Source organism: Bacillus sp. S2(2019), from assembly GCF_005144805.1.
Lineage (GTDB): Bacteria > Bacillota > Bacilli > Bacillales > Bacillaceae > Bacillus > Bacillus altitudinis.
Genome location: NZ_SWFL01000003.1, coordinates 294,884 through 319,206, shown reverse-complemented (window position 1 = coordinate 319,206; position 24,323 = coordinate 294,884). Strand labels below are relative to the sequence as shown.

Here is a 24,323-nt window from a genome sequence, read left to right as displayed (position 1 = left end):
TTAGCTGCTGAGTTTTTCTTTAATAAGTCTCTTTAATTCTTTTCTTTCTCCAGAGATGACAAGGGTGTCTCCTTCTTCAATCACCGTATCTGGTCCTGGATTTAAAATTTTCTCATGTGATTTTCTTACAATGGCGATGACTGTTACTTGATAGTTTTGGCGAACACTCAGGTCTCCGATCGTCTGGTTAACAGCCGGTGCGTTCTTTTCAATCTTAAACCATTCAATGATGAGTTCATCAATGGCCACCTCCACTGTCTCAAGCGCTTTTGGTTTATAGACCATGCCGCCTAAAATAGCCGAGATTTGTCTTGCTTCTTCATCGCTAAGCAAGATACCAGAAATACATTCTTCGTGATCATCTTCTTGAAAATGATACATCTCTCTTCTGCCGTCATCATGTGTGATAATGGCAAGTTTCTCATTATTTCTTGTGATCATTTCGGCTTTGTGACCGATACCTGGCAGTTCAGTTTCCCGAACCTTCATAACAGCCCCTCCAATGAATAAAAGCCAAATGCCCCAAACGGACACTTGCTTTCTATACTGATCTAAACGTATGTCATTATAGCAAAAGACCATTTCAAGATCAATGAAACCCGAAATGTTTTTACATATCATCTTATTGTTGTGACGATGACAAGTATGATGCATGAAAAAAAGACTGCCAAGCTGGCAGTCTTTCTTGTTTAAATATCTTGTTCTGTGTCGATTTTAGCCGGCTTTTTCAGCTCACGACCTTTCCATATCAGCCAAATTTGTGCCGCAATGTAAAGGGATGAATACACCCCTGTTAATAGGCCGACAAGTAAGGCGATGGAGAAGTTTGTAATAGATGCTGAACCGAAAATGAGAAGTGCAATCACCACTACAAGTACGGTAAGCACAGTGTTCACAGAACGCGTAAAGGTTTGCTGTAAACTTAAATTCACAATGTACGATAAATCTTCGATCGTTTTCGGTTTGCGTTTCTTCATTTGCTCACGCACCCTGTCGAAGGTGACAATCGTGTCATTGATTGAGTACCCGATGACCGTGAGTATCGCTGCAATGAAGGTGACATCCACCTCTAAGCGCGTAATACTAAAGAAGGCAACGATAAAGAACGCATCGTAAAGCAGAGAGACAATGGCTGCAATCGCCATTTTATACTCAAATCGGACGGATACATATAAGATAATCCCGATAGAAGCAATGATGACAGCGTATAATGCGTTACGCGCAAGCTCTTTTCCGACCGTCGGAGACACTGTACTTACGTTAGGCTCCGTTCCGTATTTATCTTTGAAGTAATCTTTCACTTCAGCAATTTTTTCTTTATTCGGAACACCGACAAATCGAGCTGCTGCTTGATTTTCTTTTTGACCCGATAACACAACACTGTCTGTCTCAAGGTCTAGCTTTTTAAAATCTTGCTCCACCTGTTCTGTTGACAGTTTATGGTCACTTTGAATATCAACTCTAGTACCACTTGCAAAGTCAATACCTGCATTGAGCTTGAAGATTGACAGCACAATGATTCCAGCAATGGTAATGGCTGCTGAGAAAATCATAAAGCCTTTACGTTTGCTAACGAAATCCCATTTATCAAATGGTGTTTTCGGTTCAGTATTTTCAGTTGTTTCATGAATATCAATAATGTCTTTCTGACGAACCCCAAACCAGCCTTTTCTGCGGTCGAGATAACGGCTTTCTACAAGTAATCCAAGAAGGAATCTTGATAGGAAGACAGCCGTGATAAAGCTTGTCAAAATCGATAGGATAAGCATGGTTGCAAATCCTTTGACAGAGCTTGTTCCAAAGAAGAACAGAACCCCTCCGGCAATAATACTTGTTAAGTTTGCATCAAAGATCGTGGCAAATGATCTGCGGTTACCCGATCTGAAAGCAGAACGGACAGATTTACCGAGCTTGAGCTCTTCTTTAATCCGCTCATACGTAATAATGTTGGCATCGACAGCCATCCCTACCCCAAGAATCAATGCCGCGATTCCAGGCAGTGTCATGACCGCACCCATCCAGTCAAAGACTTGCAGTGTGATATAGATATAAGCTGACAGTGTAATGACAGCAACAAGACCTGGTAATCGGTAATAAAACAGCATGAATAAGAAGATAAATGCGATTCCTACAATTCCTGCGAAGACTGTTTCGTTTAGTGCTTGCTCACCAAACTGTGCACTCACAGATGTTGAATATTTTTCGGTTAATTTTACTGGCAATGCGCCGGCATTTAAAATGCTCGCAAGGTCTTTTGCCTCTTGAACCGTAAAGTTTCCTTCGATTTGTACGTCACTGCTGTTAATTTCTTGGTTTACATTCGGCGCAGATACATACTTATGATTTGATTTAGAGACTTCTTTTTTGAAGGAATCTCCCTTATGATAATCAAGCCAAATGACAAGCTGATTGTTTGGTGCCATCGCCGCTACTTTTTTTGTCACGTCACCAAACTTTTTCGCATCCTTTAGTTTGACCGTCACGATCGGCTCATTCGTTTGATTGAATGTTTGTTTTGCACCATTTTCAACAAGATCAGATCCGTTTAGAAGCTCTTTGTCATTCGTATCTCTGAAGGAAAGCTGTGCTTCAGTCGATAGAATCTCCCGTGCTCTGTTTTGATCTTTTACACCCGCAAGCTGTACGCGGATACGGTTGTTTCCTTCAATCGAAATGTTCGGCTCACTGACCCCAAGCACGTTGGCTCTTCGGTTTAAAGCCTCTACTGTACTGACGAGAACACCATTTGTGATCTTGTCTTCTTTTTTCACTGGGTGTACATCATACAGAACTTCAAATCCACCCTGTAAGTCCAGCCCTAGCGTCATATCTTTCGCAACGGGCTTCGTTAATAAGCCCACACCAGTTCCGATTAACAGAACCACTAAGAAAAACGCAAGTATGCGCCCTTTTTTCATTATGTATTTCCTCCTTAAACACCTGAATCCATTTAGATGGCTTATTTCAACAGTTCGTCCAGCATATTCTTGCCATCTTCACTGTCCAAAAAAGCAGACGTTTTAAACGACTGAACGGTTGCATAGTTCATAAATTCGCCAATTTTCACAGATAAAATATCTGCAACCATTTCATGAATCGGATACTCTTGTTTTTTCTTCCACTTCTTATTCTCTAAGTATGACCATAATTCCTCTAAATCTACATCTTTATAGCCCAAAACGATGAATTCTTCAAGCTTACTGAACAGAAAAGGCTTTAAATGGTCTTTGTATATAGCAGCCGGATGTTGTGTCAATGTGAGGCTCCCCCTTTTCAGTTTTTTATCGAGAGACTTGTCATGCTTGGACGATATACACGCATATCTTATTGTATATGATTCTATGTCGTTTGAGAAGGCAGGTGATCTGTGATTTGACGAAGCAAACGTTTTTAAAAGGGACGATTATTTTAATTTTAGCAGGTTTTATTACAAGAATATTGGGTTTTGTCAATCGAATTGTGATTGCAAGGTTCATTGGTGAAGAAGGCGTAGGGCTTTATATGATGGCAGCGCCTACCTTTTTTCTCGCCGTGACGCTGACACAATTCGGACTTCCTGTTGCGATTAGTAAGCTAGTCGCAGAAGCAGAAGCCCGTGGTGACAAACAGAAAACAAAACGCATTCTAGTGATGTCCCTTGCGATAACAGGAACACTCAGCCTGATTTTCACGCCGCTTTTTTTATGGTTTGCCCCTATTATGGCGGAAAATATGCTGACAGATCCTAGAACGGTCTATCCTCTGCTTGCCATTACACCAGTCGTACCCGTTATTGCGATCTCAAGTGTGTTAAGGGGCTATTTCCAAGGAAGACAGCAAATGAGCCCGCTTGCGATGTCGCAAGTACTAGAACAGGTCGCAAGAATTTCACTCGTAGCAGTATGTACAACAGCGTTCCTGCCTTATGGAATTGAATACGCAGCAGCAGGCGCCATGATTTCATCTGTCATTGGGGAAATGATTTCACTTGCTTACTTACTGATTGCCTTTCGTTATAAAAAGACCATCCGTATCCGAAAACGTTTTTTCAAGGCAATTCATGATGGGAAGGACACGTTTAAACAGCTCATGAGTATTGCCCTGCCAACGACAGGCAGCCGTTTCATCGGCAATATCTCTTGGTTTTTAGAACCGATTGTCGTCGCGCAAAGCCTTGCGATTGCCGGTTATGCAGCTGTGGAAGCAACAAGGCAGTACGGAGAATTGACAGGACTTGCGCTCACCCTTTTGACACTTCCTAGTTTTATCACGTATTCTCTCTCCACCGCACTAGTTCCAGCGATTAGTGAGGGGATGGAACAGAACAAACGCAAAACGGTCGAATACCGACTCAAGCAGGCGATGCGCCTTTGTTTATTAAGCGGGGGTATTTCATGTATTATCCTTTTCGTGTATGCAGAAAATTTAACCCTCTTCATGTATGGTTCATCTCATGCCGCTGTCTATGTAAAATTCATGGCCCCCTTCTTTTTGCTCTATTACTTTCAAGGGCCGTTGCAGGCTGTCCTTCAAGCATTAAATTTAGCGGGGGCAGCGATGACCAACAGTTTGATAGGTGCTGTTGTGAAAACAGGTATGATCTTTGTTCTTGCTTCACAGCCAAGCTTTGGCATTATGGGCGCAGCGCTTGCGATACTCATAGGCATCGTTCTTGTCACGTTGCTCCATGCGGCAACTGTCGGTAAAGTGCTGCCTATTCATTTACCATTAAAAGAATATGGACTTTGCGTCCTTGTGATCATCGGTACTGGGGCGGTCAGCTTATGGATGAAACATCAAGCGAGCGGACTCTTTTCCGCACCTTTAGAGCTTGTCATGATGATCGTTTTGACGTGCATGCTGTATCTCATTCTATTAATCTGTCTTGGGCTAGTGAAACGAGAAGAGCTACGCCGCATCCCGTTTATTGGGAAGCTGCTTTAGCTCATTCTTTCTTGATCACTTCATCTTTCAAATCAATATAAAAATCCTTCTGATTAAAGCTACAGTAGGAGATCTGCTCGATGTCATCATAGCCTCTTTTGGCAAGCTCCTTTATCAGCCACTGTTCATCATGGTTGATCTGCTTAAGATGATCATGCTGAACCACACCGTCTGCAATAAGAGGGAGCTCAAGCGCTGCATGTTTGCGCTTGTTTTCTTTTTCAACAACGGCGAGCTTCCCTGAAGGCTCTAAGATGGCATATGAGACATCCTGGATACTATCGATGTTATTTTCTCTTAATTGAATCAGCAAATCATCAAAATTGTATCGCTGTTTTCTCATCGCACCCTCATCTATTTTTCCGTTGATGATGAGCAGGGCTGGCTTACCGTCGAGAAAACGCCGGACACCTTGAAATTTTAATGACAAATAGGCAAGGGTGATTTGAATGAAGGTTAACAGCAGGATCGGCCATACTGTATGTAACATGTGATCCTCTACTTCTTCTATGGCGAGCACCGCAATTTCAGCGATCATCATAAAAATAACAAGATCTAAAATACTCAGTTCCCCAATCTCCCTTTTGCCCATTAAACGAAAGATAAACCAAATGAGAAAATATAAAATGATCGTTCTCATGGAGATAATTAAGATGTCCTGCATATGATGTAACCCCTCCTTCTCCACCATAGCTTGTGTCAAAACACTTTATTTATGTAGAAAAGAAAGCCTCGGTTTTTATCACGAGAAACATGTCTATTTTTTCTTCTCCGTGAATACATTTTAGTAAAAGACAAGCTTCGGTCAATTGGAGAGGAGACGAATCACATGCAGGAAACGAAACAAATAGGAAAAGGCATTTTATCTGGCTTAATTGCTATTTTTGTCGTGATGATTGTCACAAGCTTACTTGTATCACTGATGCTTACCTTCACAAGTATGCAGGAATCATCGTTTAAATGGATGATCATGATCTTGTCCTTTGCGGCACTTTTTCTAGGAGGAATGATTTCTGGAGGGAAAGCAAAGGAACGGGGCTGGCTCATTGGCGCCATGACCTCTTTTATCTTTTCACTCACTGTTTTTTTATTTCAATATTTAGGGTTTGGAGAAACCTTTTCACCAGAACAATTCATCTATCATGCAGCCTTTTTGGGAATTTGTATGCTAGGGGGAATGATTGGCGTTAATCTTCGGGGCAAATAAAAAAAGAGCGAATGATATCGCTCTTTTTTTATCGCTATGTATTGGAGGATTAACCTTTGTCAGCTAATTCTCTAATAGCACGTCGGTCAAAAGTTAAACGGTTGTTTTCGCTTGTTTTGATGACCACTTTTGATTCATCAATGTAGTCGATTTCACCGTGTAAACCACCGATTGTGACAATTTTATCGCCTTTTGATAAAGATTGCTGCATCTGACGCACAGCTTTTTGTTGCTTTTGCTGTGGACGGATTAACAAGAAGTAAAGCACAGCAAACATGACAACAATCATAATGATTGAACCCATACCACCATCCATTCTATCTCACCCCTTTCTAAAGCATTGTAAAGCTTTTCGTTTATGCGTTAAAAGTTTTTCGCATTCGGTTTGTTAAAGCCATAACGCTCAAAAAACTCTTCTCTAAAATCACCTAAACGATCCTCACGGATAGCTTCTCTCACTTGCTCCATTAATTTTAACAGAAAATGAAGATTATGATAAGTTGTTAATCGAATTCCGAACGTCTCATTTGTACGGATCAAATGTCTAATATAAGCGCGTGTGTAATTTTTACATGTGTAGCAGTCGCAGTTTTCATCGATTGGTCTGAAATCACGCTCATATTTAGCATTTTTCACAACAAGACGTCCTTCGCTTGTCATGAGCGTACCGTTTCTGGCAATTCGCGTCGGCAGTACACAGTCAAACATATCGACACCGCGAATCGCACCGTCAATTAATGAATCTGGCGAGCCGACACCCATTAAGTACCTTGGCTTGTCTGCCGGTAAATATGGCGTTGTAAACTCCAGCACACGGTTCATCACATCTTTTGGTTCACCAACAGATAAACCTCCAATGGCGTAGCCTGGGAAATCAAGTGAAACAAGATCTTTTGCACTTTGTTTACGAAGCTCTTCGTATTCTCCGCCCTGCACAATGCCAAACAGCCCTTGATCCTCTGGACGCTGGTGCGCTGTTAAGCAGCGCTCTGCCCATCTGCTTGTCCGCTCTACAGAACGTTTCATATAATCGTACTCTGCTGGATACGGAGGGCATTCGTCAAATGCCATCATAATATCTGAGCCGAGCGCATTTTGAATCTCCATCGCTTTTTCAGGAGAAAGGAACAACTTATCTCCATTTAAGTGATTACGGAAGTGAACGCCTTCTTCTTCAATTTTTCTAAATTCACTTAAAGAAAACACTTGGAAACCGCCTGAATCTGTTAGAATCGCTCGATCCCAGTTCATAAATTTGTGCAGGCCGCCTGCTTCTTTGACAATGTCATGCCCCGGGCGCAGCCATAGATGATACGTATTGCTTAAAATGATGCCTGCTTCCATTGCTTTTAACTCTTCAGGCGCCATTGTTTTCACTGTAGCCAGTGTACCAACTGGCATAAATACAGGTGTTTCAAAGGAGCCGTGCGGTGTATGAACGCGTCCAAGACGTGCACCTGTTTGTTTGCATGATTTAATGAACTCATAACGTATCGGTAATTGCGACAAAAATGAGCCCTCCTGTCTTTGTTGTATGATGTTATTGAATCAGCATGGCATCGCCAAAACTGAAGAATCGGTATTCCTCTTTTACAGCCTCATTGTACGCTTTTAGGACGTGTTCTCGTCCAGCTAATGCACTGACAAGCATAATTAAAGACGATTTTGGCAAGTGGAAATTCGTGATCATGCCATCAATTGCCTTAAATGTGTAGCCTGGATAAATAAAAATCGACGTCCAGCCGCTTGACGCTTTGAATTCACCATCATAAGCACTTGCAATGGTTTCAAGCGTTCTTGTCGAAGTTGTTCCGACTGAAATAATCCGTCCGCCTTCTTTGCGCACGCGATTAAGTTCTTCTGCCGTTTCTTCATTCATTTCGTAAAACTCTGCGTGCATTTCATGTTCTTCAATGCGTTCAGCACTGACCGGTCGAAATGTGCCAAGCCCTACATGGAGCGTAATAAACGCAATATGCACTCCTTTTGCTTTCAGTGCATCCAGCAGTTCATTTGTAAAGTGAAGACCGGCAGTAGGCGCAGCAGCCGAACCAACCTCTTTGGAATAAACGGTTTGATAACGCTCACGATCGTCAAGCTGCTCTTTAATGTACGGAGGCAGCGGCATTTCACCTAAGGATTCAAGTACTTCATAAAAAATGCCTGTATACTGAAACTCAACTTTTCTTCCGCCATGTTCCAGTTCTTCTGTACATACCGCTTTTAATCGTCCATCACCAAATGTAATGACTGTTCCGTTTTTCACACGTTTTGCTGGTTTCACGAGCGTTTCCCATTTGTCTCCTTCTTCTTGTTTCAAAAGAAGCAGCTCCACTTTAGCACCCGTATCCTCTTTCGTTCCAAACAGACGTGCAGGCAATACACGTGTATTGTTTAAAACGAGACAATCACCCTTTTGAAAGTAATCTGTGATTTGCGAGAATGTATCATGTGTGATGCCACCTGTTTGTTTATTTAAGACCATCAGTCTTGATGCATCTCGTTTTTCAAGCGGCACTTGTGCAATCAATCTTTCTGGTAAATCAAAATCAAATAGTTCTAACTTCATTTCCTTCACCTATTCTGTAGTTAACTAGTTAACGTTATTTCATCCGTCCGAAGACATTGAGTAAAATGGTTAGGACGATGCTAATGACAATGCATGTAATCACAGGAAAAAAGAACGTTACGTTCCCTTTTTTCACGAAAATATCGCCTGGAAGTTTCCCAACCAATTGAAACACTAAACCTGCGGCAAAAAGGACACCACCTAAAATCATCAACATTTTAGGGAATTCAGTCACGAATCGGAACCTCCATATGAAAATGTTCATACGCTTCTCTTGTGACGACCCGCCCTCTTGGTGTTCTTTGCAGAAAACCAATTTGCAGTAAATACGGTTCGTACACATCTTCAATCGTATGTGATTCTTCTCCAATTGTCGCTGAGATCGTATCAAGTCCAACAGGACCGCCTCTAAATTTTTCAATCATACTTAAAAGCAGCTTATGATCGATATGATCAAGTCCGAGTCTGTCAACTTGCAGACGCTCAAGAGCATCTTCTGCAATTTCTTGTGTGATCGCATGATTTCCAAGCACCTGCGCAAAATCTCTCACTCTTCTGAGCAGACGATTGGCGACCCTCGGTGTGCCTCTAGATCTTCTTGCAATCTCTTCAGCTGAACGAATGTCGATCCCAATCTCAAACAGCTCGGCTGTTCTTGCTACAATGTGAGCCAAATCTCTTTGCTCATAGTATTCCAATCTTGCATGAACCCCAAACCTATCACGAAGCGGCGCTGTTAAAAGCCCAACACGGGTTGTAGCACCTACAAGCGTAAATGGCGGTAAATCAAGCCGCACAGAGCGTGCTGTATCTCCTTTTCCAATCACGATATCTAGACAAAAGTCCTCCATCGCTGGATATAGCACTTCCTCTATTGAACGCTGCAAGCGATGAATTTCATCAATAAACAGAACATCGCCAGGTTCAAGAGATGTTAAGATCGCCGCCAAATCGCCAGGGCGTTCAATCGCTGGTCCAGACGTTGTACGCAGCTGAACATTCATTTCATTGGCAATGATCGACGCAAGCGTTGTTTTTCCAAGTCCCGGCGGTCCATATAAAAGAACGTGATCCAGCGTTTCCTGCCTCATTCGGGCAGCTTCAATAAATACGCTGAGATTATCCTTTACTTTCTGCTGGCCAATATATTGACTAAGCGTCTGTGGACGCAGACTTTGCTCAATGGCTGATTCATGGTTGTCTGCTTCAGTTGAGACGAGCCGTTCATCCATGAGACATCACCCTATTTCAACATTTTTTGTAAAGCTTTTTTCACATATTGATCGGTTGTAAGATTCTTCTCTTCTTTTAATAAAGGAAGAACCTTTTTGATTTCACGATCACCATACCCAAGGACACTTAAGGCTTCAACCGCTTCATCTAAAGCGCTTTGCTGCGTTTCAATCTGGATATGATCCTCGTGGTTAAATAAGTTTCCTATCATTTCAGGCACCACATCTGCGAGCTTCCCTTTCAGATCTAGAATGATCTGACGTGCTGTTTTTTTGCCAACACCCGGGAATTTAATGAGGAAAGCTTCATCCTCTCGTTCGATCGCTGAAATGACAGCGCCAGGGTCACCGGAAGCAAGAATCGCAAGCGCACCCTTCGGTCCAATCCCTGTGACATTTAACAGTTTTGTGAACAACGCTTTTTCTTCTCGTGTTTGGAATCCATATAACGAAAAAGCGTCTTCCTTTATGTAATGATACGTATAAATCGTTTCTTGTTTTGTTACTCGATAGATAAACGGATTTGGGGTATAGACTTGATAGCCCACTCCGCCGTTTTCAATGACAACATATTGCGGGCACACATAATCAATGGTCCCTTTTACAAACTCTATCACCGTTTTCACCTCTTTGACTGTTCTCCATTGTAACATAAATCGAAGAGAAAACCGTAATAAAAGTTAACATACGTTCGCTCAGCCTTTTTTCATCGTCAACCCATGAAAAAGAGCTTGCGGTCTTCACACCAGCAAGCTGTCATACGATTAAAACGATTGTTCATTTCGGTAAGGTTTCATGACTTCAAGCACATGCTCAAATTCATCTTTTGTTCGAAACGGAATGCCTTGTGCAAGCTGCTGCTCTACATGACTTTCCAAGCGGGACGTATCAATTTGAAAAAAGAGATGAATAGGCTCCGCCCACCCGTCAGGCCTTCCATGAAACGTAGAAATCACGCCGTCTTCTGATAATCCGATATATCCATTTGCTTTACTCAAAGGCGATATATCGTCAATTTGCTTTCTAAAAAGGGCAAAATCCTCTCGCTGTTCTACCAATGTCCAGCCCTTATACTGGGCCCAAAATGTGTCTTTGTCTTCTAATGATGCCCGCTGTCTTTCAATACTTACATCGCCGTCTAGATAGACCTTTTCAAGCTGAACGTTGATGGTTTTTGACTCTTTTTGCAAGTGTTCTGCTGCTTCCATATCAACAGCGAAAAAGAGTACACTTGTCATGATAAGTCCTGTAACGAAATACTTTATTTTCACTTTCACTATTTACACCTCTTTAGAACATAAGATCGATGCATGACATATGTAGTTTGACCCATTTTGCTAAACATTAACCAAATCGATGTCTTGACACATATTGAGCGTCTTTCGTTGTATCCTTCGTGCGTAAATGTTATGTTTTATACAATCCATTGCTCTACCGAATTACATGGTTTTTTCATCATTCGTTTTTCAGCCGCATAAACTGAAACCAAAGAAGGTGAAGTCAATGTCAGATGTCAAAAGATTAGCCGAATCGATTCAGTATCAAGAAGAAAAGCGTTTTAATAAGCTCGTCTTTAAACCGGCTGAGCTTGAGCTGTGCGGCAAAGGAAGAAGTGCCTATGTATTTTCATACAAAAAAGACGGCAAAAAAATGGCGTTAAAAGTCTTTTTTCCTTCTTATCGAAACATCGCCCGCAAAGAGGCTGCAATTTATGAAAAACTTTCCGGCTCCTCCTATTATCCTGAGATTTACGAGTCTGGGGATCAGTATATTTTAATGGAATATATTAAAGGTTATACTTTCTATGAATGCCTGACAAAAGGAATTCCGATCAAAAAACAAATGATTGAACAAGTAGATGATGCATTGGAAGAAGCACGCGCGAAAGGTTTAAATCCTTCTGATATTCATCTGCGGAATTTAATTTTAACAAAGGATGGCCGCGTCAGGGTCATTGACGTCGCCCGCTTCACGCAAACGAAAACATGTCATCAATGGGATGATTTAAAAGCTGCATACGCCTATTATCAAAAACCTTTTTTCCCTAAAAAAGCGCCGCGTCTATGGCTTGAAGTGATTGCCTATTTGTATAAGAAAAACTGGCTGTCTCGAGGTCAGCTGAACAATCGAAATGATTTTACTGCATAATGAAAGCCGCTCTCTTTGAGCGGCTTTCTGTTTTATTCTGTTTCTACATGGATACTATTCACATTTAATAGGTTAATGATTTCATTATTCAGCTTAAACCAATGATTGGCTTCCTCAATTTTTTTATACACATCATAGGTAGCTGGACGTTTCAGCTCGAAATCGAGCACTTCCCCATTGTTCATATGAAATGTTACCTTAAATACTTTCATCATAAGATCACCTTCCACTCTGTCTTGTTCACTAACCGAATCGGTCAGCTCTTTTCATTCATTCTCTATTCAATCCGTTTCCCCTGCTTCTTTCCTTCTAAACACAAGAAGTTTAAATTTTGTTTAAATTCGCACAACATATCTATCTAGATACGCTTCAAAAGAAGTATATTGAATGAAAAGGAGGCTGTCTTTATGAAACAAAAGAAAAAACGAACATCTCCAGAAAGACAAACAGTTCTATTTCATTTAACAGATGCCCTCATCCCAAGTGTTGAAACGATGGCGATTGCAGTAAGAGCATTTTTGCACCTCGTAAGAAAAGCCATTTCAGCCGTTTTATAAAACCCCGCACTAGAGGAGTGCGAGGTTTTTTTTAGGATTGATAGATTTGGCTGCCTTGATTGATAAACTCTTTTGCCTTCTTCTCCATCTCTCTTTTCACTTCTTCTGATTGGTTGCGGATGTCATGGGATATTTTCATACTGCAAAACTTTGGTCCACACATGGAACAAAAATGAGCGGTTTTAGCACCTTCAGCAGGCAATGTTTCATCATGGAATGCCAGCGCTCGTTCTGGGTCAAGTGACAGGTGAAATTGATCCCGCCATCTGAATTCAAATCTCGCTTTTGATAAGGCATCATCACGCTTTTGAGCAGCAGGATGTCCTTTTGCTACATCAGCTACATGTGCGGCAATTTTATAGGCGATGACGCCTTCTCTTACATCTTCTTTGTTCGGCAGACCTAAATGCTCTTTTGGTGTCACATAGCACAGCATGGCGGTTCCGTACCAGCCGATCATCGCCGCACCGATCGCGGATGTAATATGATCATATCCCGGTGCAATATCTGTTGTTAGAGGACCTAACGTATAAAAAGGTGCCTCTTTGCATATCTCCATCTGCTTATCGACATTCTCTTTGATTTTATCCATTGGAACATGACCAGGTCCTTCAATCATGACCTGTACATCATGTTTCCAAGCGATCTCTGTCAATTCCCCTAACGTTTCCAGCTCTGCAAACTGCGCTTCGTCATTTGCGTCCGCAATGGATCCAGGTCTGAGCCCGTCCCCAAGCGAAAAGGCAATGTCATACGTTTTCATGATTTCACAAATTTCTTCAAAATGGGTATACAGAAAGTTCTCTTGATGATGAGCGAGACACCATCTTGCCATAATGGCTCCGCCTCTTGAAACAATTCCAGTGACCCGGTCGACTGTGAGCGGAATATACCTTAAGAGGACGCCCGCATGAATGGTGAAATAGTCAACCCCTTGCTCTGCCTGTTCAATTAATGTGTCTCGGTATACTTCCCACGTCAAATTTTCTGCGATTCCATTCACTTTTTCAAGTGCCTGATAAATTGGAACCGTTCCTACTGGGACTGGGCAATTGCGGATAATCCATTCTCTCGTTGTGTGAATGTCCTTTCCTGTAGACAGATCCATCATCGTATCTGCCCCCCATCTAATTGCCCATGTCATCTTCTCTACCTCTTCTTCAATGGACGATGTCACAGCTGAATTGCCAATATTCGCATTAATTTTCACGTGAAAATTCTTCCCGATGATCATCGGCTCACTTTCAGGATGGTTGATATTCGCTGGAATGACCGCTCTTCCACTAGCCACTTCCTCTCTAACAAACTCAGGACTTAGCTGTTCTCTCAAAGCGATAAACTCCATTTCAGGCGTAATGATCCCCTTTTTTGCATAATGCATTTGCGTCACACAAGCACCTTGTTTCCCGCGGAGCGGCACATGATGAAAATCTGTATGGGCAGCTTGAAAGGATTCTTTCCCATTCAAGCGATATCCATTATCTTCTGGCTTTACTTGACGCCCTTCATAACTTTCAGTATCTTCTCTTTCCTTAATCCATGCTGATCTCAGGCGCTTTAATCCCTTTGTGACATCAATATGAGCCTCCTCATCTGTATACGGTCCACTTGTATCGTACACACGAATCGGTTCATTTTGGATATCACCTGCTTGTGTCACTGTATTTGTGAGCACGATTTCTCTTTTTGGCACCAAAATGTCAGGTCTCGAGCCTTGTTCATATACCTTTCGACTGCCTTCAAAGTTTGATAATAAAGATTGCGTTGATGGAACATTTGTCTTTTCATTCATTTGCTGTTCTCTCCTTCTTTTCGTGTGACCGGTCAGGATGGAATCAGCACCAGCAAAAAACCAGATTCTATGTAAAGAACCTGGTTTGTCGTCAGAAAAAAACATGTATGCCATTCATATGGCACATGTATCATCTTCAACTTCCCCACGCTGGTACGAGCCAGATCAGGTCCAAAGGGTTAAGAAGCTTGTCTTCTCTCTCAGCCCGCATTTCCGGGCACCCCTAGTCACTTATATTGATTTCCACAACAGTGTAGCATAGCTGAGAAATGAAAAAAAGAAGTTTTAGGAAAATAGTTCCTTTCCCCTACAATGAATACACGATCTTCACGATATACATCTTTCTATACACGATTTATCTCTCTCATTTCGATTAAATCAGAAATAATCATTGATCCTTTTCTCCTAATATGTATAATTAATCTAAACGGAGAATTTTTATACAAACATGATTCAAAGGAAGTTCTAGTCGATTGCAAACATTTCTTACATTTATCGTCGTTGGATTCTCAATTGCTCTACCTGTTGGAGCGATCACGGTTGAAATGACAAAGCAGGGATTAAAAAACGGATTCTTTCATGGATTAACTGTAGGCGCTGGTGGTATGACCATCGATATATTGCTCATCTTGGCTTTATATGCTGGATTTGCTCAATTTTTATCTTTGCCCTTTATCCAAATTCCGCTCTGGCTGATCGGTGCCATCTTTTTAATGATTCTTGCCTACGATTCGATTAAAAATGCGAATCAAGACATCCATTTAGCAGGAGAAAAAGTGAATAAATCATTCACCAAAACATACCGAAATGGGTTGCTCGTCGCGGTATCCCCTGGAAACCTTGTGTTCTGGGTATCTGTGTTTGGTGCTGTACTGGCAGATGCTTATACGAATACAAATTCATCTGAATTTATATTGGCTGCTGCGGGTATTTTGGCAGGGATTCTTCTTCATGACATCGGTCTTCTCACGATTGTTTCCCTAACAAGAAAAGTGATGAATCGAACAATGATTAAGTGGACATCCATTATTGCCGGTATTTTATTACTTGGATTTGGCTGTTATTTCTTTTATGAATTTTATATCGGGATCAAAGTTTATTTTTAAAGAAAGGCTAAAGTTCGTCATGAACTTTAGCCTTTTTTATTCCAGCCTATCGGGTCATGCCTGTCTGACCTGTTTCAAATTGCGTTTTTCTCATATCTCTGAAGCGTGTAAATGCGCCTTCGTCTTTAATGACTTGGACAGCTCTACCATCTGCATAACGATTCGCTGCTTCTTCTACTTGTGATACACCCTCTGATGTCAAGCGCCCATCTGTTTTAAGAGCAATATACACATTTTCATCCGTCACCATGACTTGTGAGTCTGTCACATGGTTCATTTTGTTCACTCGGTTGGCAATTTTTCTTGAACGCTGGATGTTCTCTTGTTTATCGTAGCCAGAGAACGACATTTGGTTATGATAGTTCATATCTCCATGACTGTAGCGTCCATCTCCACCAGTAAGTGGCATTCTCACTTGATCCTGTGTAGGGCGTGAACGATCATCAACATTCGTTGTATTTCTTCCATTCATTCCCTCCATAAGCTCAGAAACCGGTCCTTGATGATCTTGATTGTTGTCTGTTGCCTGTTGATTGGAGTGGTATCCAACTGGCTGGCCAGATTGATTATGACGTGTATCTACACCCGCATTGTTATTTGTACCACATGCCGTTAATCCAATAGGTAGAAGCACTAAGGCGATTGTTTTTTGCCATTTTTGTCTCAAACGAAAAACCCCCTGTACAAATTGAATCTCATGAGCGCAAAACAGGCTCTGTATTAGCATGTACAGTTGAGGACAAAAACAAGCTGTCAGTTATAAACAAAAAAAGGAACGATTGAGATCGTCCCTTGTGTCATTAATCTTCTTCGTCTTCTTCTGGTCTTGCAAAAACAGATGGGTTTTGATAAGGCTGCTGCATATAAGGCTGAGCTGGATAAGCACCCATTTGACCATATGGAACAGGATTTGGATAATGTCCAGGCCATGGCTGATGATGCTTCATCCCATCATCGCATCCGCAGTCTTCCTTGCCATATGCTTCATTTGGAGCGCTTGGATAAAAGCCTTGATTGACATTGGCATTCACATTCGCGCCTGCATTTGGATGCATATGGTGGTGCCAGTGATGCCCGTCGTTTGCATGATGCTCATGATTTTCACCGTAATAAGCCGGTGCTTGATACGCAGGATAATACGGCTGAGCCGCCGGGTAAGGGTACGGCATCATGTGATGGTGATAATACGGCTGTACCGGATAACAAAGGCCTGATCCCGGTAAAATAGGAGAAACGGGTACCATTTGTTGCGGATATGGATACATTGCTGGCATGTAATGACCATAACCATAATAAGGATCATATGACTCTTGATGATGGTGGTGATGCTCTTTATTTTCAGCCATGCCCCCTACTGCTGCCCCTCCAACATTCGGCATTTGCGGGAAATTAGGAAGGTTTGGGTAATTACTATGCTCCATTTCTTTTCCCTCCTCTTTTTGATGTGGGATATGAATGAATGGATCATATCCCTTTGCCACTTCATCTTTGAAATGATCCTTATTTTCATGATGAAAATGGTCCTTGTGATCTTTATGATCCTTTTTCTCATGAACATGATCTTTCTTTTCATGAACGTGATCTTTTTTCTCATGATGTTCTTTTTTGGGAGGAGGCGTGAATGGCTGGTAGAGATTCGTCTGATAATAGTTTACATCAACTTGTGGAAAAACTGGCTGCTCAATCTTTGGTACTGGTGGCACATAAGGTACCGGTTCATTCGGTTTTTCCTTCGGCTTCGTATCTTGAACTTGCACGACATCCTTTGGCTTTTCTTTTACATACGGGTGTTCTTTTGCTTTTGGCATTTCTTTTGCTTTGTGATGATCGGTTTTTACAGGAACACCACTAGATGGAATTTTGATTTTCATTCCTGGCATGATCAAATCTGGATTACTGAGCTGTGAATTTAATTTTTTCAATTCTTGAAAGTCGACTCCGTACTTCTTTGAAATTTTCCAAAGGGAGTCTCCTTTTTGCACAATATGAATTTTCAACGTTTTCCCCTCCTATGCAAAACGTGAACGTAGCGGTTATGTCAGAAGTACAATATGTTTCAACATAAATTTATGCCTATTTACAAGCCGATATGATAAAAACTTGTTTTCTGATAGGAGGGGACACTTCATTATTTAATGGTCAGCATCTTATTTAAAGCGAGCAATGCCTCTTTTGTCGTCTCTTCATCCACTTGAATCAAACCGACTGGCTCCCCTTTTTCAATGCTTTCAAGTGACCATAGTAGATGAGGCAGGTCAATACGGTTCATTGTCAAACATGGACACATATCTGGATTGAGGGATTCAATTTGTTTGTCAGGGTGCTGGTCAATGATGCGTTTCACTAAATTCATTTCTGTTCCAATGGCCCACTTGCTTCCTGCTGGTGCCTGCTTGATCGTATCAATAATAAATTTTGTTGAACCAGCTAGATCAGATGCCTTTACGACTTCATGCGTACACTCTGGATGAACAAGAATCTGTATGTCACGGTCACGTTTTCTCATTTGTTCAATATTCTCAATGGTAAATTTCTCATGAACAGAGCAATGACCTTTCCATAAAATCATTTTGATTCGATGAAGCGGTTGGTCGGTGATGAGCTTTTCTTCTATTTGATCCCAGACAGCCATTTCCTCTAGCGGAATCCCTAAATCATAGGCCGTGTTACGCCCTAAATGCTGATCAGGAAGAAAAAGAATCCGCTCTTTTTGGGTCAGCGCCCACTCCAATACTTTTTTAGCGTTTGAAGATGTGACAGTCGATCCGCCATGTTTGCCGACAAATGCTTTAATATCAGCCGTTGAGTTTACATAAGTCAGCGGAAGGATCGTATCTCCAAACAGCTCAGTGAGCTGATCCCACGCCCTGTCTGTTTGTTTCATATTCGCCATATCTGCCATTGAACAACCTGCTCTCATATCTGGCAAAAAGACGTGCTGATTCTTTTTTGATAACATATCGGCCGTTTCTGCCATAAAATGAACCCCGCAAAATACAATGTATTCTGCTTCGTGATTGTCAGCAGCAATTTGTGCAAGCTGCAATGAATCACCTGTCACATCAGCAAATTGGATGACTTCATCTTTTTGATAATGATGACCCGGTATAAAAAGCTTTGATCCAAAAGCGCGTTTAATCTCTAATACTCTCTCTTTCATTTCATCATAAGAGCGCTGTTTATATTCATCTGGCATCATGGCTGTATGCTGCGCTGCTAACACATCAAGCATGGACATGAGTCGTTCCCCCTTTATGGCTGAATTCCATATTCATACTAAAATCGAATGATGGAGCAGAATGTGTGAGAAATCCAAGTGAAATAAGGTCTACACCTGTCCCTCGGTAGTTAGCCACATTCTCTAACGTGATGCCGCCTGATGCCTCTGTCAATATAGTTTCAGGGGTCATTTGTTTAAAGCGCTTCACTTCGTCTGGAGAGCAGTTGTCAAACATGATGACATCTGCTTTGGCTTCAATGGCTTCCATCAGCTGTGCTTCTGATTCAATTTCCACTTCAATTTTCACCATATGACCGGCGTATGCTCTTGCTTTCTCCACAGCTTCCCTGATAGAACCACAAGCCGCAATATGATTATCTTTAATCATCACCCCATCGGATAAGCCGAAACGATGATTCTTTCCGCCTCCAACTTTTACTGCGTACTTCTCCAGCATGCGCAGACCGGGTGTCGTCTTTCTCGTATCACAAATCGTAATAGACGGATCAGCTAATCGCTCTACTGCTTCATGCGTTAGTGTAGCAATCCCTGTCATTCTTTGCAGGATATTCAACACCACCCGCTCCCCTTTCAGCAAGTCGTTGACGGGACCAGTTATTTGTGCCAGTACAGCCCCTTCATGAATCCAATCACCTTCCTGGAAAAACAGCTCAGTTTGAACTTGTTCATTCAGCAGTTTGTATCCCATATCAATGACTTGTGTCCCGGCCAATACGCCTGATTGTTTCGCCATGATGTAAGCTGTTCCTTTCTTGTCTCCAAAGATGGCATCAGCGGATACATCTCCAAACCCAATATCTTCTTTTAAAAAATGAGTGAGCATTTGCTTTAACTGTAAACGTTCCATTTGGCACCAATCCTTTCATTTTTTACGGTATAAATATGGCCCTGTTCATGTACAATCTGTTTTGCTCGCCACGAAGCATCGTGCCGATTTGGATAATCGGTGCGATAATGACCGCCCCTGCTTTCTGTTCGGAGTAATGCGGATTTGACAAGGCATATGGCTAAAGCCCATTGATTCGTTATTTCGATCTGTTCATTTGTGATATTCTTCACATTGATTTGCTGAAAAGAGACTTGTTCTAAATGATCGAGCAAAGTCTGTAAGCCTTTCTCATCTCTCACAATTGCGGCATATGCTGTCATCCATTTTCTGAGCTGAGCCTGTGACACCGTTGGGACAGACCATACTTCTTGAATGGAAAGAGCAGGGTTTTTATCTTGCTGGGCTTGCAACCGCTCAACATACCGTGCCGCCTTGTTTCCTAAAACGAGACCTTCTAAGAGCGAATTACTTGCCAGTCGATTGGCGCCGTGTAAACCTGTACAAGCTACTTCACCAATGGCGAAAAGTGATGGAACAGTTGTTTCTCCATGTTCATTCACCTTAATTCCACCCATTAAAAAGTGCATACCGGGTGAAACTGGCAGCCTTCCGCTTGCCATATCAACTCCCGCACGCTGACACATCGAAGCAATCGCAGGAAAACGTGCAGAAAAATGCGGAATATCACGGATGTTAAGATAAATGGAATGACCGAGTTGCTGCTCATGGAAAATGGTCCTTGCCACCACATCTCTAGGCGCTAAATCGCTCTGCGGGTGGATTCCTTTCATGATCCGCCTGCCTGATTCATCTTCTAAATAGGCGCCCTCTCCCCTGACTGCCTCTGATACGAGACCGATCGCTTTACCTGAAGTGGTCAAAAGGGTCGGATGGAATTGCACAAATTCGAGATCTACTAGCTGTGCCCCTGCGCGATAGGCCATCATCAGACCATCTCCTGTCACAGACGGATCATTTGTGTTTGTTTCATATAAGGATCCACAGCCGCCAGTGGATAATACAACTGCATCCGCGGTCATTGTATGTACATGACCTTTTTCGTCTTTCCACACAACACCGGTACATACCCCTTCATGAACTAATAGATCCATGACATGATGATTTTCGTATACATGAATGTGTGAGCCGAGCTTCCCTTTCAAAAACTGCACGAGGGTTTTTCCCGTTTGATCTCCTCCTGCATGCAGAATACGATGGGTCGTATGGGCTCCCTCTTTACCTAACTGCGGAATTCCCGTTTCATCTCGATCAAATGGGCAGCCCTCTTCTACGAGCTTCTTTACAAGATCTTTTCCATGATGGACGATCTCCTGTACAGTTTTGTCATCATTGTGACCACACCCCGCAGCTAAAGTGTCTTGCACATGCTGATCGACAGAATCATGTGCGGAAAAGGCTGCAGCGATTCCCCCTTGTGCGAGCATGGAATTACTAGAGGAAAATTGTTTTTTTGTCATCATGATGACTTGGCAGTTCTCTGAGATCGTATTCACAAAGGAAAGAGCCGCAATGCCCGACCCCACCACAATGACTTTTTTGATAGATGACACAATTGCCCCTCCTGTCATTTACACCTGTCTTGACACATATCATTACACAACACTACAATAAATACAAGAAAAAATTTTCACACAGGAGATGGATGGATTTGATTTATTTAGATTATGCAGCTTCTACACCTGTTTCTGAGGAATCACTGCATGTATTTCAGCAGTTGAGCAAAGAATGTTACGGAAATGCGAGCAGCCTGCATGATGCAGGAGGAAAAGCAAATGAAATCTTGGCTTACAGCAGACAATCACTTGCAGCGATTCTAGGGGGCGAACCTGATGGCATTTACTTTACAAGTGGCGGAACTGAATCCAATATCCTTGCGATTCAATCGATCATAAATGGGCTGCCTCCACATAAACAGCATGTCATTACCACATCAGTAGAGCACCCTTCCGTTCATCATGCGGTCAATGCCTTACAGCGTCTCGGTGTGAAGGTGACGGTCATAGAACCGAATCAAGAAGGAATTATCACAAAGGAGATTCTCAAACAGGCTCTATTGCCTGAAACCGGACTAGTATCCATCCAGCATGCCAACTCAGAAACTGGGATTATTCAGCCATTAGCTGAATTAGCAACGCTCTTAAAAGAAAGAGATATTCTTTTTCATACAGATGCAGTGCAGACATTCGGAAAAATGCATGTGTCGATTAAAGAACTTGGGGTTGATGCCCTCTCCATTTCGAGTCATAAAGTTTATGCACCTAAGGGCGCCGGTGCTGTCTATATGGGGGCACATGTCCCTTGGAAGCCTATATATCAAGATACTGTACAGGAAAATGGTCTACGCCCAGGGACAGTGAACGTTCCATGCATCGGTGCTTTTGTTGCCGCGAGCGAGCAAATCATGTTGAAAATAGATCAACAGCAGCAGCTGGATATTCAGCTTCGTGATTATTTTCTTCAGCAGCTAAAAAAACGGAAGCTGCCTGTCCGCATGCTGCAAGAAAGTGACCAGCGCCGCATGCTGTCTCATATTATTGGTTGTTTTTTTGAAGGGTTTGAAGGACAATATGTAATGTTAGCTTGTAACCGGCATGGGATTTGTATATCCACAGGAAGTGCATGCGCTTCTGGTTATCATCACCCTTCCCCTGCTGTAAAGGCATTACATGTATCAGATCGTGATGCCCTTCAATTCATTCGACTATCATTTGGACGAGGATCATCAAAGGATGACATCGATCAGCTTTTGCATACATTTGAAAGCTTGCAAAAGGAGAAGAAAGGAGCATAAACGTGGAACAAGAGAGAAAACTCATTGGCGAAGAAAGAAGAAACGCCATTTTAAAGTGGCTACAAGAGACTGATACACCACTCACCGGAAGTTTTTTAGCTAAAAAAGCCGCTGTCTCACGACAAGTCATTGTACAAGATATTTCATTACTCAAAGCAAAAAACGAACCCATTATTGCCACAAGCCAAGGCTATGTGTATATGGCGCAGCATACACCGGAAACTGAAATTGAACAGATTATCGCTTGCAAGCACGATCCTCATCTTACAGAAGAGGAGCTGACACTGATTGTAGACTACGGTGTAACGGTGAAAGACGTGATCATTGAGCACCCTGTCTACGGGGAGCTGACGGCCTCTATTCGAGTGAGTACGCGCAAACAAGTGGCTGACTTCGTTCATCATATTTCTAATACGGGCGCCTCCTACTTATCAGAGCTGACAGACGGCGTACACTTACATACCCTTACTTCATACAGCCAAAAGCAGCTTGACCAAGCCATTCAAGCGCTTGATGACGCTGGATTTCTCATTAAAGACTAAAAAAATAGTGTCCCCAAGAGGACACTATTTTTCATTCGTTAATTCATATGTTTGATAGCTGCCGAGTAGTTTCACTTCACAGCCAATCGCTTCTAATTCTTGAATGGCCCCAGGGACAAGTACATCATCCATCTCTTTTTCGATATCAATGATAAATAAATAGTGTCCAAGGCCTGTTTTTGTCGGACGCGATTCAATTTTGGACAAATTGAGATTCCGCCATGAAAAAGCTGATAACACGCGGTGCAATGCACCAGACTGATCATCCTTTGGCAGGCTGACAACAATGGTCGTTTTTGGCTTTGAAGAAAAACCAGAATTCATTGGGAACGATGCCTTCGCCTCTTTATGTAAAATAACAAAACGTGTATGATTGTGCGGATAATCATGAATGTCTTTTTTCGCAATCGTCAATCCGTACGTTTTTGCGGCGATTTCATTCGCAATCGCACCAACAGCTTCATCTGGATGCTCACTGATGTATTTTGCTGCATAGCCTGTTGATTCCACTGGCCGATGCGGGATATTAGGAAACTGTCTCTTCAAAAATTGATGACACTGCGCAATGGCGTGCGGATGTGACTGAATCACATCTAATGTCTCCCAGCTCTCCGCTCTCGATGGATGGACAAGCAGGTGCTGGCGAATCGGTGCTGTCATTTCGCCCACAATGGACAAAGCGTCCTCATGAATTAAATAATCAATTGTTAAGTTCACAGATCCTTCGAGTGCATTTTCAAGTGGAACGACCGCCAAATCTACTTCTCCCTTTGACACGGCATCCATACATTGCGGAATGGTTGCATAAGCCCGCTGCTCTGCATCTTTTGGAAAACAAGAACAGACAGCCAAATGAGTAAATGTGGCCTCTGGTCCAAAGTAACCTACCGTTAATTGCTTCATCTGCTATGATCTCTCCTTTTACGCCCCAGAACCTAGAATTTCAACTTTTTCGACAAATTCAAGTTTTCTTAATTGATTCATGACTGTATTGATATCATCTGCCATGCCGGCCGTACTGATCGACAGGGTAACATTCGCTCTTCCTTGCAGCGGAATCGTTTGGTGAATGGATAACACATTACAACCAGAGTCAGCCACAATTTGCAGCAGCCTAGACAAAGCCCCAGACCGATCCTCCAGGTGGAAAAACAATGTGATGATCTGCTCTTTGACCATTGTATAAAATGGAAAAACAGCATCTCGATATTTATAAAAAGCACTGCGGCTTAAATCCGCTTTTTGAACAGCATCGGCAACTGAATCCGCTTTTTTGCGATCGAGAAGCTTTTTGACTTCAAGCGTTTTTCGCATCGCATCCGGAAGTACATCCTCTCTTACTAAATAGAACGTTTCTTCTTTCAC

27 protein-coding genes and 1 riboswitch are annotated in these 24,323 nt (G+C 42.2%); of the genes, 7 read left to right on the top strand and 20 right to left on the bottom strand.

Annotation, left to right across the window (positions count from 1 at the left end; all coding sequences use genetic code 11):
* The 3 genes from FBF75_RS11755 to FBF75_RS11745 form a co-directional block, all read right to left on the bottom strand.
* Positions 1–489, bottom strand: a complete 489-nt coding sequence (locus tag FBF75_RS11755; RefSeq protein WP_046344113.1) for a cation:proton antiporter regulatory subunit — start codon at positions 487–489, stop codon at positions 1–3.
* A 200-nt stretch (positions 490–689) separates the two neighbouring features.
* A complete protein-coding gene (gene secDF / locus FBF75_RS11750) occupies positions 690–2,918 on the bottom strand; it encodes a protein translocase subunit SecDF (RefSeq protein WP_017358118.1) in 2,229 nt (742 codons plus the stop codon).
* Positions 2,919–2,959: 41 nt separating this feature from the next.
* Positions 2,960–3,256, bottom strand: coding sequence for a post-transcriptional regulator (locus tag FBF75_RS11745; RefSeq protein ID WP_003216788.1), 297 nt, complete (start codon positions 3,254–3,256; stop codon positions 2,960–2,962).
* 116 nt (positions 3,257–3,372) lie between these two features.
* Here FBF75_RS11745 and spoVB point away from each other — a divergent pair, with 116 nt between their 5' ends.
* Positions 3,373–4,923, top strand: a complete 1,551-nt coding sequence (gene spoVB, locus FBF75_RS11740) for a stage V sporulation protein B (protein WP_136944771.1) — start codon at positions 3,373–3,375, stop codon at positions 4,921–4,923.
* 1 nt (position 4,924) lies between these two features.
* Here the strand turns inward: spoVB and FBF75_RS11735 are convergent, their stop codons facing one another.
* Positions 4,925–5,587: a DUF421 domain-containing protein gene (locus tag FBF75_RS11735; protein ID WP_019743031.1), complete on the bottom strand. Its 663-nt coding sequence runs from the start codon at positions 5,585–5,587 to the stop codon at positions 4,925–4,927.
* 165 nt (positions 5,588–5,752) lie between these two features.
* Here FBF75_RS11735 and FBF75_RS11730 point away from each other — a divergent pair, with 165 nt between their 5' ends.
* On the top strand, positions 5,753–6,130 hold the full coding sequence (locus FBF75_RS11730; protein ID WP_007501492.1) for a TIGR04086 family membrane protein: 378 nt from the start codon (positions 5,753–5,755) through the stop codon (positions 6,128–6,130).
* A 49-nt stretch (positions 6,131–6,179) separates the two neighbouring features.
* On the opposite strand, the gene yajC is transcribed toward FBF75_RS11730, so the two are convergent.
* The 7 genes from yajC to FBF75_RS11695 all read right to left on the bottom strand — a co-directional run bounded on the left by yajC (position 6,180) and on the right by FBF75_RS11695 (position 11,208).
* Complete coding sequence (gene yajC, locus FBF75_RS11725; protein WP_003216659.1) at positions 6,180–6,446, bottom strand: preprotein translocase subunit YajC; 267 nt, start codon at positions 6,444–6,446, stop codon at positions 6,180–6,182.
* A 47-nt stretch (positions 6,447–6,493) separates the two neighbouring features.
* Positions 6,494–7,639, bottom strand: coding sequence for a tRNA guanosine(34) transglycosylase Tgt (tgt, locus tag FBF75_RS11720; protein WP_007501495.1), 1,146 nt, complete (start codon positions 7,637–7,639; stop codon positions 6,494–6,496).
* 31 nt (positions 7,640–7,670) lie between these two features.
* The gene (gene queA / locus FBF75_RS11715; RefSeq protein WP_046344118.1) at positions 7,671–8,699 is read right to left on the bottom strand and encodes a tRNA preQ1(34) S-adenosylmethionine ribosyltransferase-isomerase QueA; all 1,029 of its coding nucleotides are present in this window, start codon (positions 8,697–8,699) and stop codon (positions 7,671–7,673) included.
* 34 nt (positions 8,700–8,733) lie between these two features.
* The gene (locus FBF75_RS11710; RefSeq protein WP_008342752.1) at positions 8,734–8,934 is read right to left on the bottom strand and encodes a DUF2905 domain-containing protein; all 201 of its coding nucleotides are present in this window, start codon (positions 8,932–8,934) and stop codon (positions 8,734–8,736) included.
* Complete coding sequence (ruvB, locus tag FBF75_RS11705) at positions 8,927–9,931, bottom strand: Holliday junction branch migration DNA helicase RuvB (protein WP_136944770.1); 1,005 nt, start codon at positions 9,929–9,931, stop codon at positions 8,927–8,929. The genes FBF75_RS11710 and ruvB overlap by 8 nt, the downstream gene beginning before the upstream one ends.
* A gap of 11 nt (positions 9,932–9,942) precedes the next feature.
* Entirely contained in the window at positions 9,943–10,548 is a 606-nt protein-coding gene (gene ruvA, locus FBF75_RS11700) for a Holliday junction branch migration protein RuvA (protein ID WP_017358123.1), read from the bottom strand.
* Positions 10,549–10,695: 147 nt separating this feature from the next.
* The gene (locus tag FBF75_RS11695) at positions 10,696–11,208 is read right to left on the bottom strand and encodes an intercompartmental signaling factor BofC (RefSeq protein WP_008342756.1); all 513 of its coding nucleotides are present in this window, start codon (positions 11,206–11,208) and stop codon (positions 10,696–10,698) included.
* 226 nt (positions 11,209–11,434) lie between these two features.
* On the opposite strand from FBF75_RS11695, the gene FBF75_RS11690 reads away from it, so the two are divergent.
* Positions 11,435–12,079, top strand: a complete 645-nt coding sequence (locus FBF75_RS11690; RefSeq protein WP_017367714.1) for a serine/threonine protein kinase — start codon at positions 11,435–11,437, stop codon at positions 12,077–12,079.
* Positions 12,080–12,111: 32 nt separating this feature from the next.
* On the opposite strand, the gene FBF75_RS11685 is transcribed toward FBF75_RS11690, so the two are convergent.
* Positions 12,112–12,294, bottom strand: a complete 183-nt coding sequence (locus FBF75_RS11685) for a hypothetical protein (protein WP_008342761.1) — start codon at positions 12,292–12,294, stop codon at positions 12,112–12,114.
* Positions 12,295–12,486: 192 nt separating this feature from the next.
* Here FBF75_RS11685 and FBF75_RS19670 point away from each other — a divergent pair, with 192 nt between their 5' ends.
* Positions 12,487–12,636, top strand: coding sequence for a hypothetical protein (locus tag FBF75_RS19670; RefSeq protein ID WP_017367715.1), 150 nt, complete (start codon positions 12,487–12,489; stop codon positions 12,634–12,636).
* 31 nt (positions 12,637–12,667) lie between these two features.
* On the opposite strand, the gene thiC is transcribed toward FBF75_RS19670, so the two are convergent.
* Positions 12,668–14,428: a phosphomethylpyrimidine synthase ThiC gene (gene thiC / locus FBF75_RS11680; protein WP_136944769.1), complete on the bottom strand. Its 1,761-nt coding sequence runs from the start codon at positions 14,426–14,428 to the stop codon at positions 12,668–12,670.
* Between the two features lie 125 nt (positions 14,429–14,553).
* Positions 14,554–14,663, bottom strand: a riboswitch (TPP riboswitch).
* Between the two features lie 238 nt (positions 14,664–14,901).
* Here thiC and FBF75_RS11675 point away from each other — a divergent pair.
* Positions 14,902–15,534, top strand: a complete 633-nt coding sequence (locus tag FBF75_RS11675) for a LysE family transporter (RefSeq protein WP_136944768.1) — start codon at positions 14,902–14,904, stop codon at positions 15,532–15,534.
* 46 nt (positions 15,535–15,580) lie between these two features.
* Here FBF75_RS11675 and FBF75_RS11670 read toward each other — a convergent pair whose 3' ends face one another.
* The 5 genes from FBF75_RS11670 to nadB all read right to left on the bottom strand — a co-directional run bounded on the left by FBF75_RS11670 (position 15,581) and on the right by nadB (position 21,175).
* A complete protein-coding gene (locus FBF75_RS11670; protein ID WP_035701734.1) occupies positions 15,581–16,201 on the bottom strand; it encodes a YhcN/YlaJ family sporulation lipoprotein in 621 nt (206 codons plus the stop codon).
* A gap of 133 nt (positions 16,202–16,334) precedes the next feature.
* A complete protein-coding gene (gene safA, locus FBF75_RS11665) occupies positions 16,335–17,531 on the bottom strand; it encodes a SafA/ExsA family spore coat assembly protein (protein WP_136944767.1) in 1,197 nt (398 codons plus the stop codon).
* 131 nt (positions 17,532–17,662) lie between these two features.
* Positions 17,663–18,772 (bottom strand): quinolinate synthase NadA, encoded by a 1,110-nt coding sequence (nadA, locus tag FBF75_RS11660; RefSeq protein ID WP_017358128.1) that lies wholly within the window; start codon positions 18,770–18,772, stop codon positions 17,663–17,665.
* Entirely contained in the window at positions 18,759–19,622 is an 864-nt protein-coding gene (gene nadC / locus FBF75_RS11655; protein ID WP_017358129.1) for a carboxylating nicotinate-nucleotide diphosphorylase, read from the bottom strand. Before nadC ends, nadA begins: the two co-directional genes overlap by 14 nt.
* Entirely contained in the window at positions 19,604–21,175 is a 1,572-nt protein-coding gene (gene nadB, locus FBF75_RS11650) for an L-aspartate oxidase (RefSeq protein WP_080995739.1), read from the bottom strand. Before nadB ends, nadC begins: the two co-directional genes overlap by 19 nt.
* A 92-nt stretch (positions 21,176–21,267) precedes the next feature.
* Here nadB and FBF75_RS11645 point away from each other — a divergent pair, with 92 nt between their 5' ends.
* Both FBF75_RS11645 and FBF75_RS11640 read left to right on the top strand, forming a co-directional pair.
* Complete coding sequence (locus tag FBF75_RS11645) at positions 21,268–22,416, top strand: IscS subfamily cysteine desulfurase (protein ID WP_136944766.1); 1,149 nt, start codon at positions 21,268–21,270, stop codon at positions 22,414–22,416.
* A 2-nt stretch (positions 22,417–22,418) separates the two neighbouring features.
* A complete protein-coding gene (locus tag FBF75_RS11640; protein ID WP_136944765.1) occupies positions 22,419–22,958 on the top strand; it encodes a transcription repressor NadR in 540 nt (179 codons plus the stop codon).
* Positions 22,959–22,982: 24 nt separating this feature from the next.
* On the opposite strand, the gene pheA is transcribed toward FBF75_RS11640, so the two are convergent.
* Positions 22,983–23,861, bottom strand: coding sequence for a prephenate dehydratase (gene pheA / locus FBF75_RS11635; protein ID WP_017358133.1), 879 nt, complete (start codon positions 23,859–23,861; stop codon positions 22,983–22,985).
* Between the two features lie 18 nt (positions 23,862–23,879).
* Positions 23,880–24,323, bottom strand: coding sequence for an ACT domain-containing protein (locus tag FBF75_RS11630; protein WP_008342790.1), 444 nt, complete (start codon positions 24,321–24,323; stop codon positions 23,880–23,882).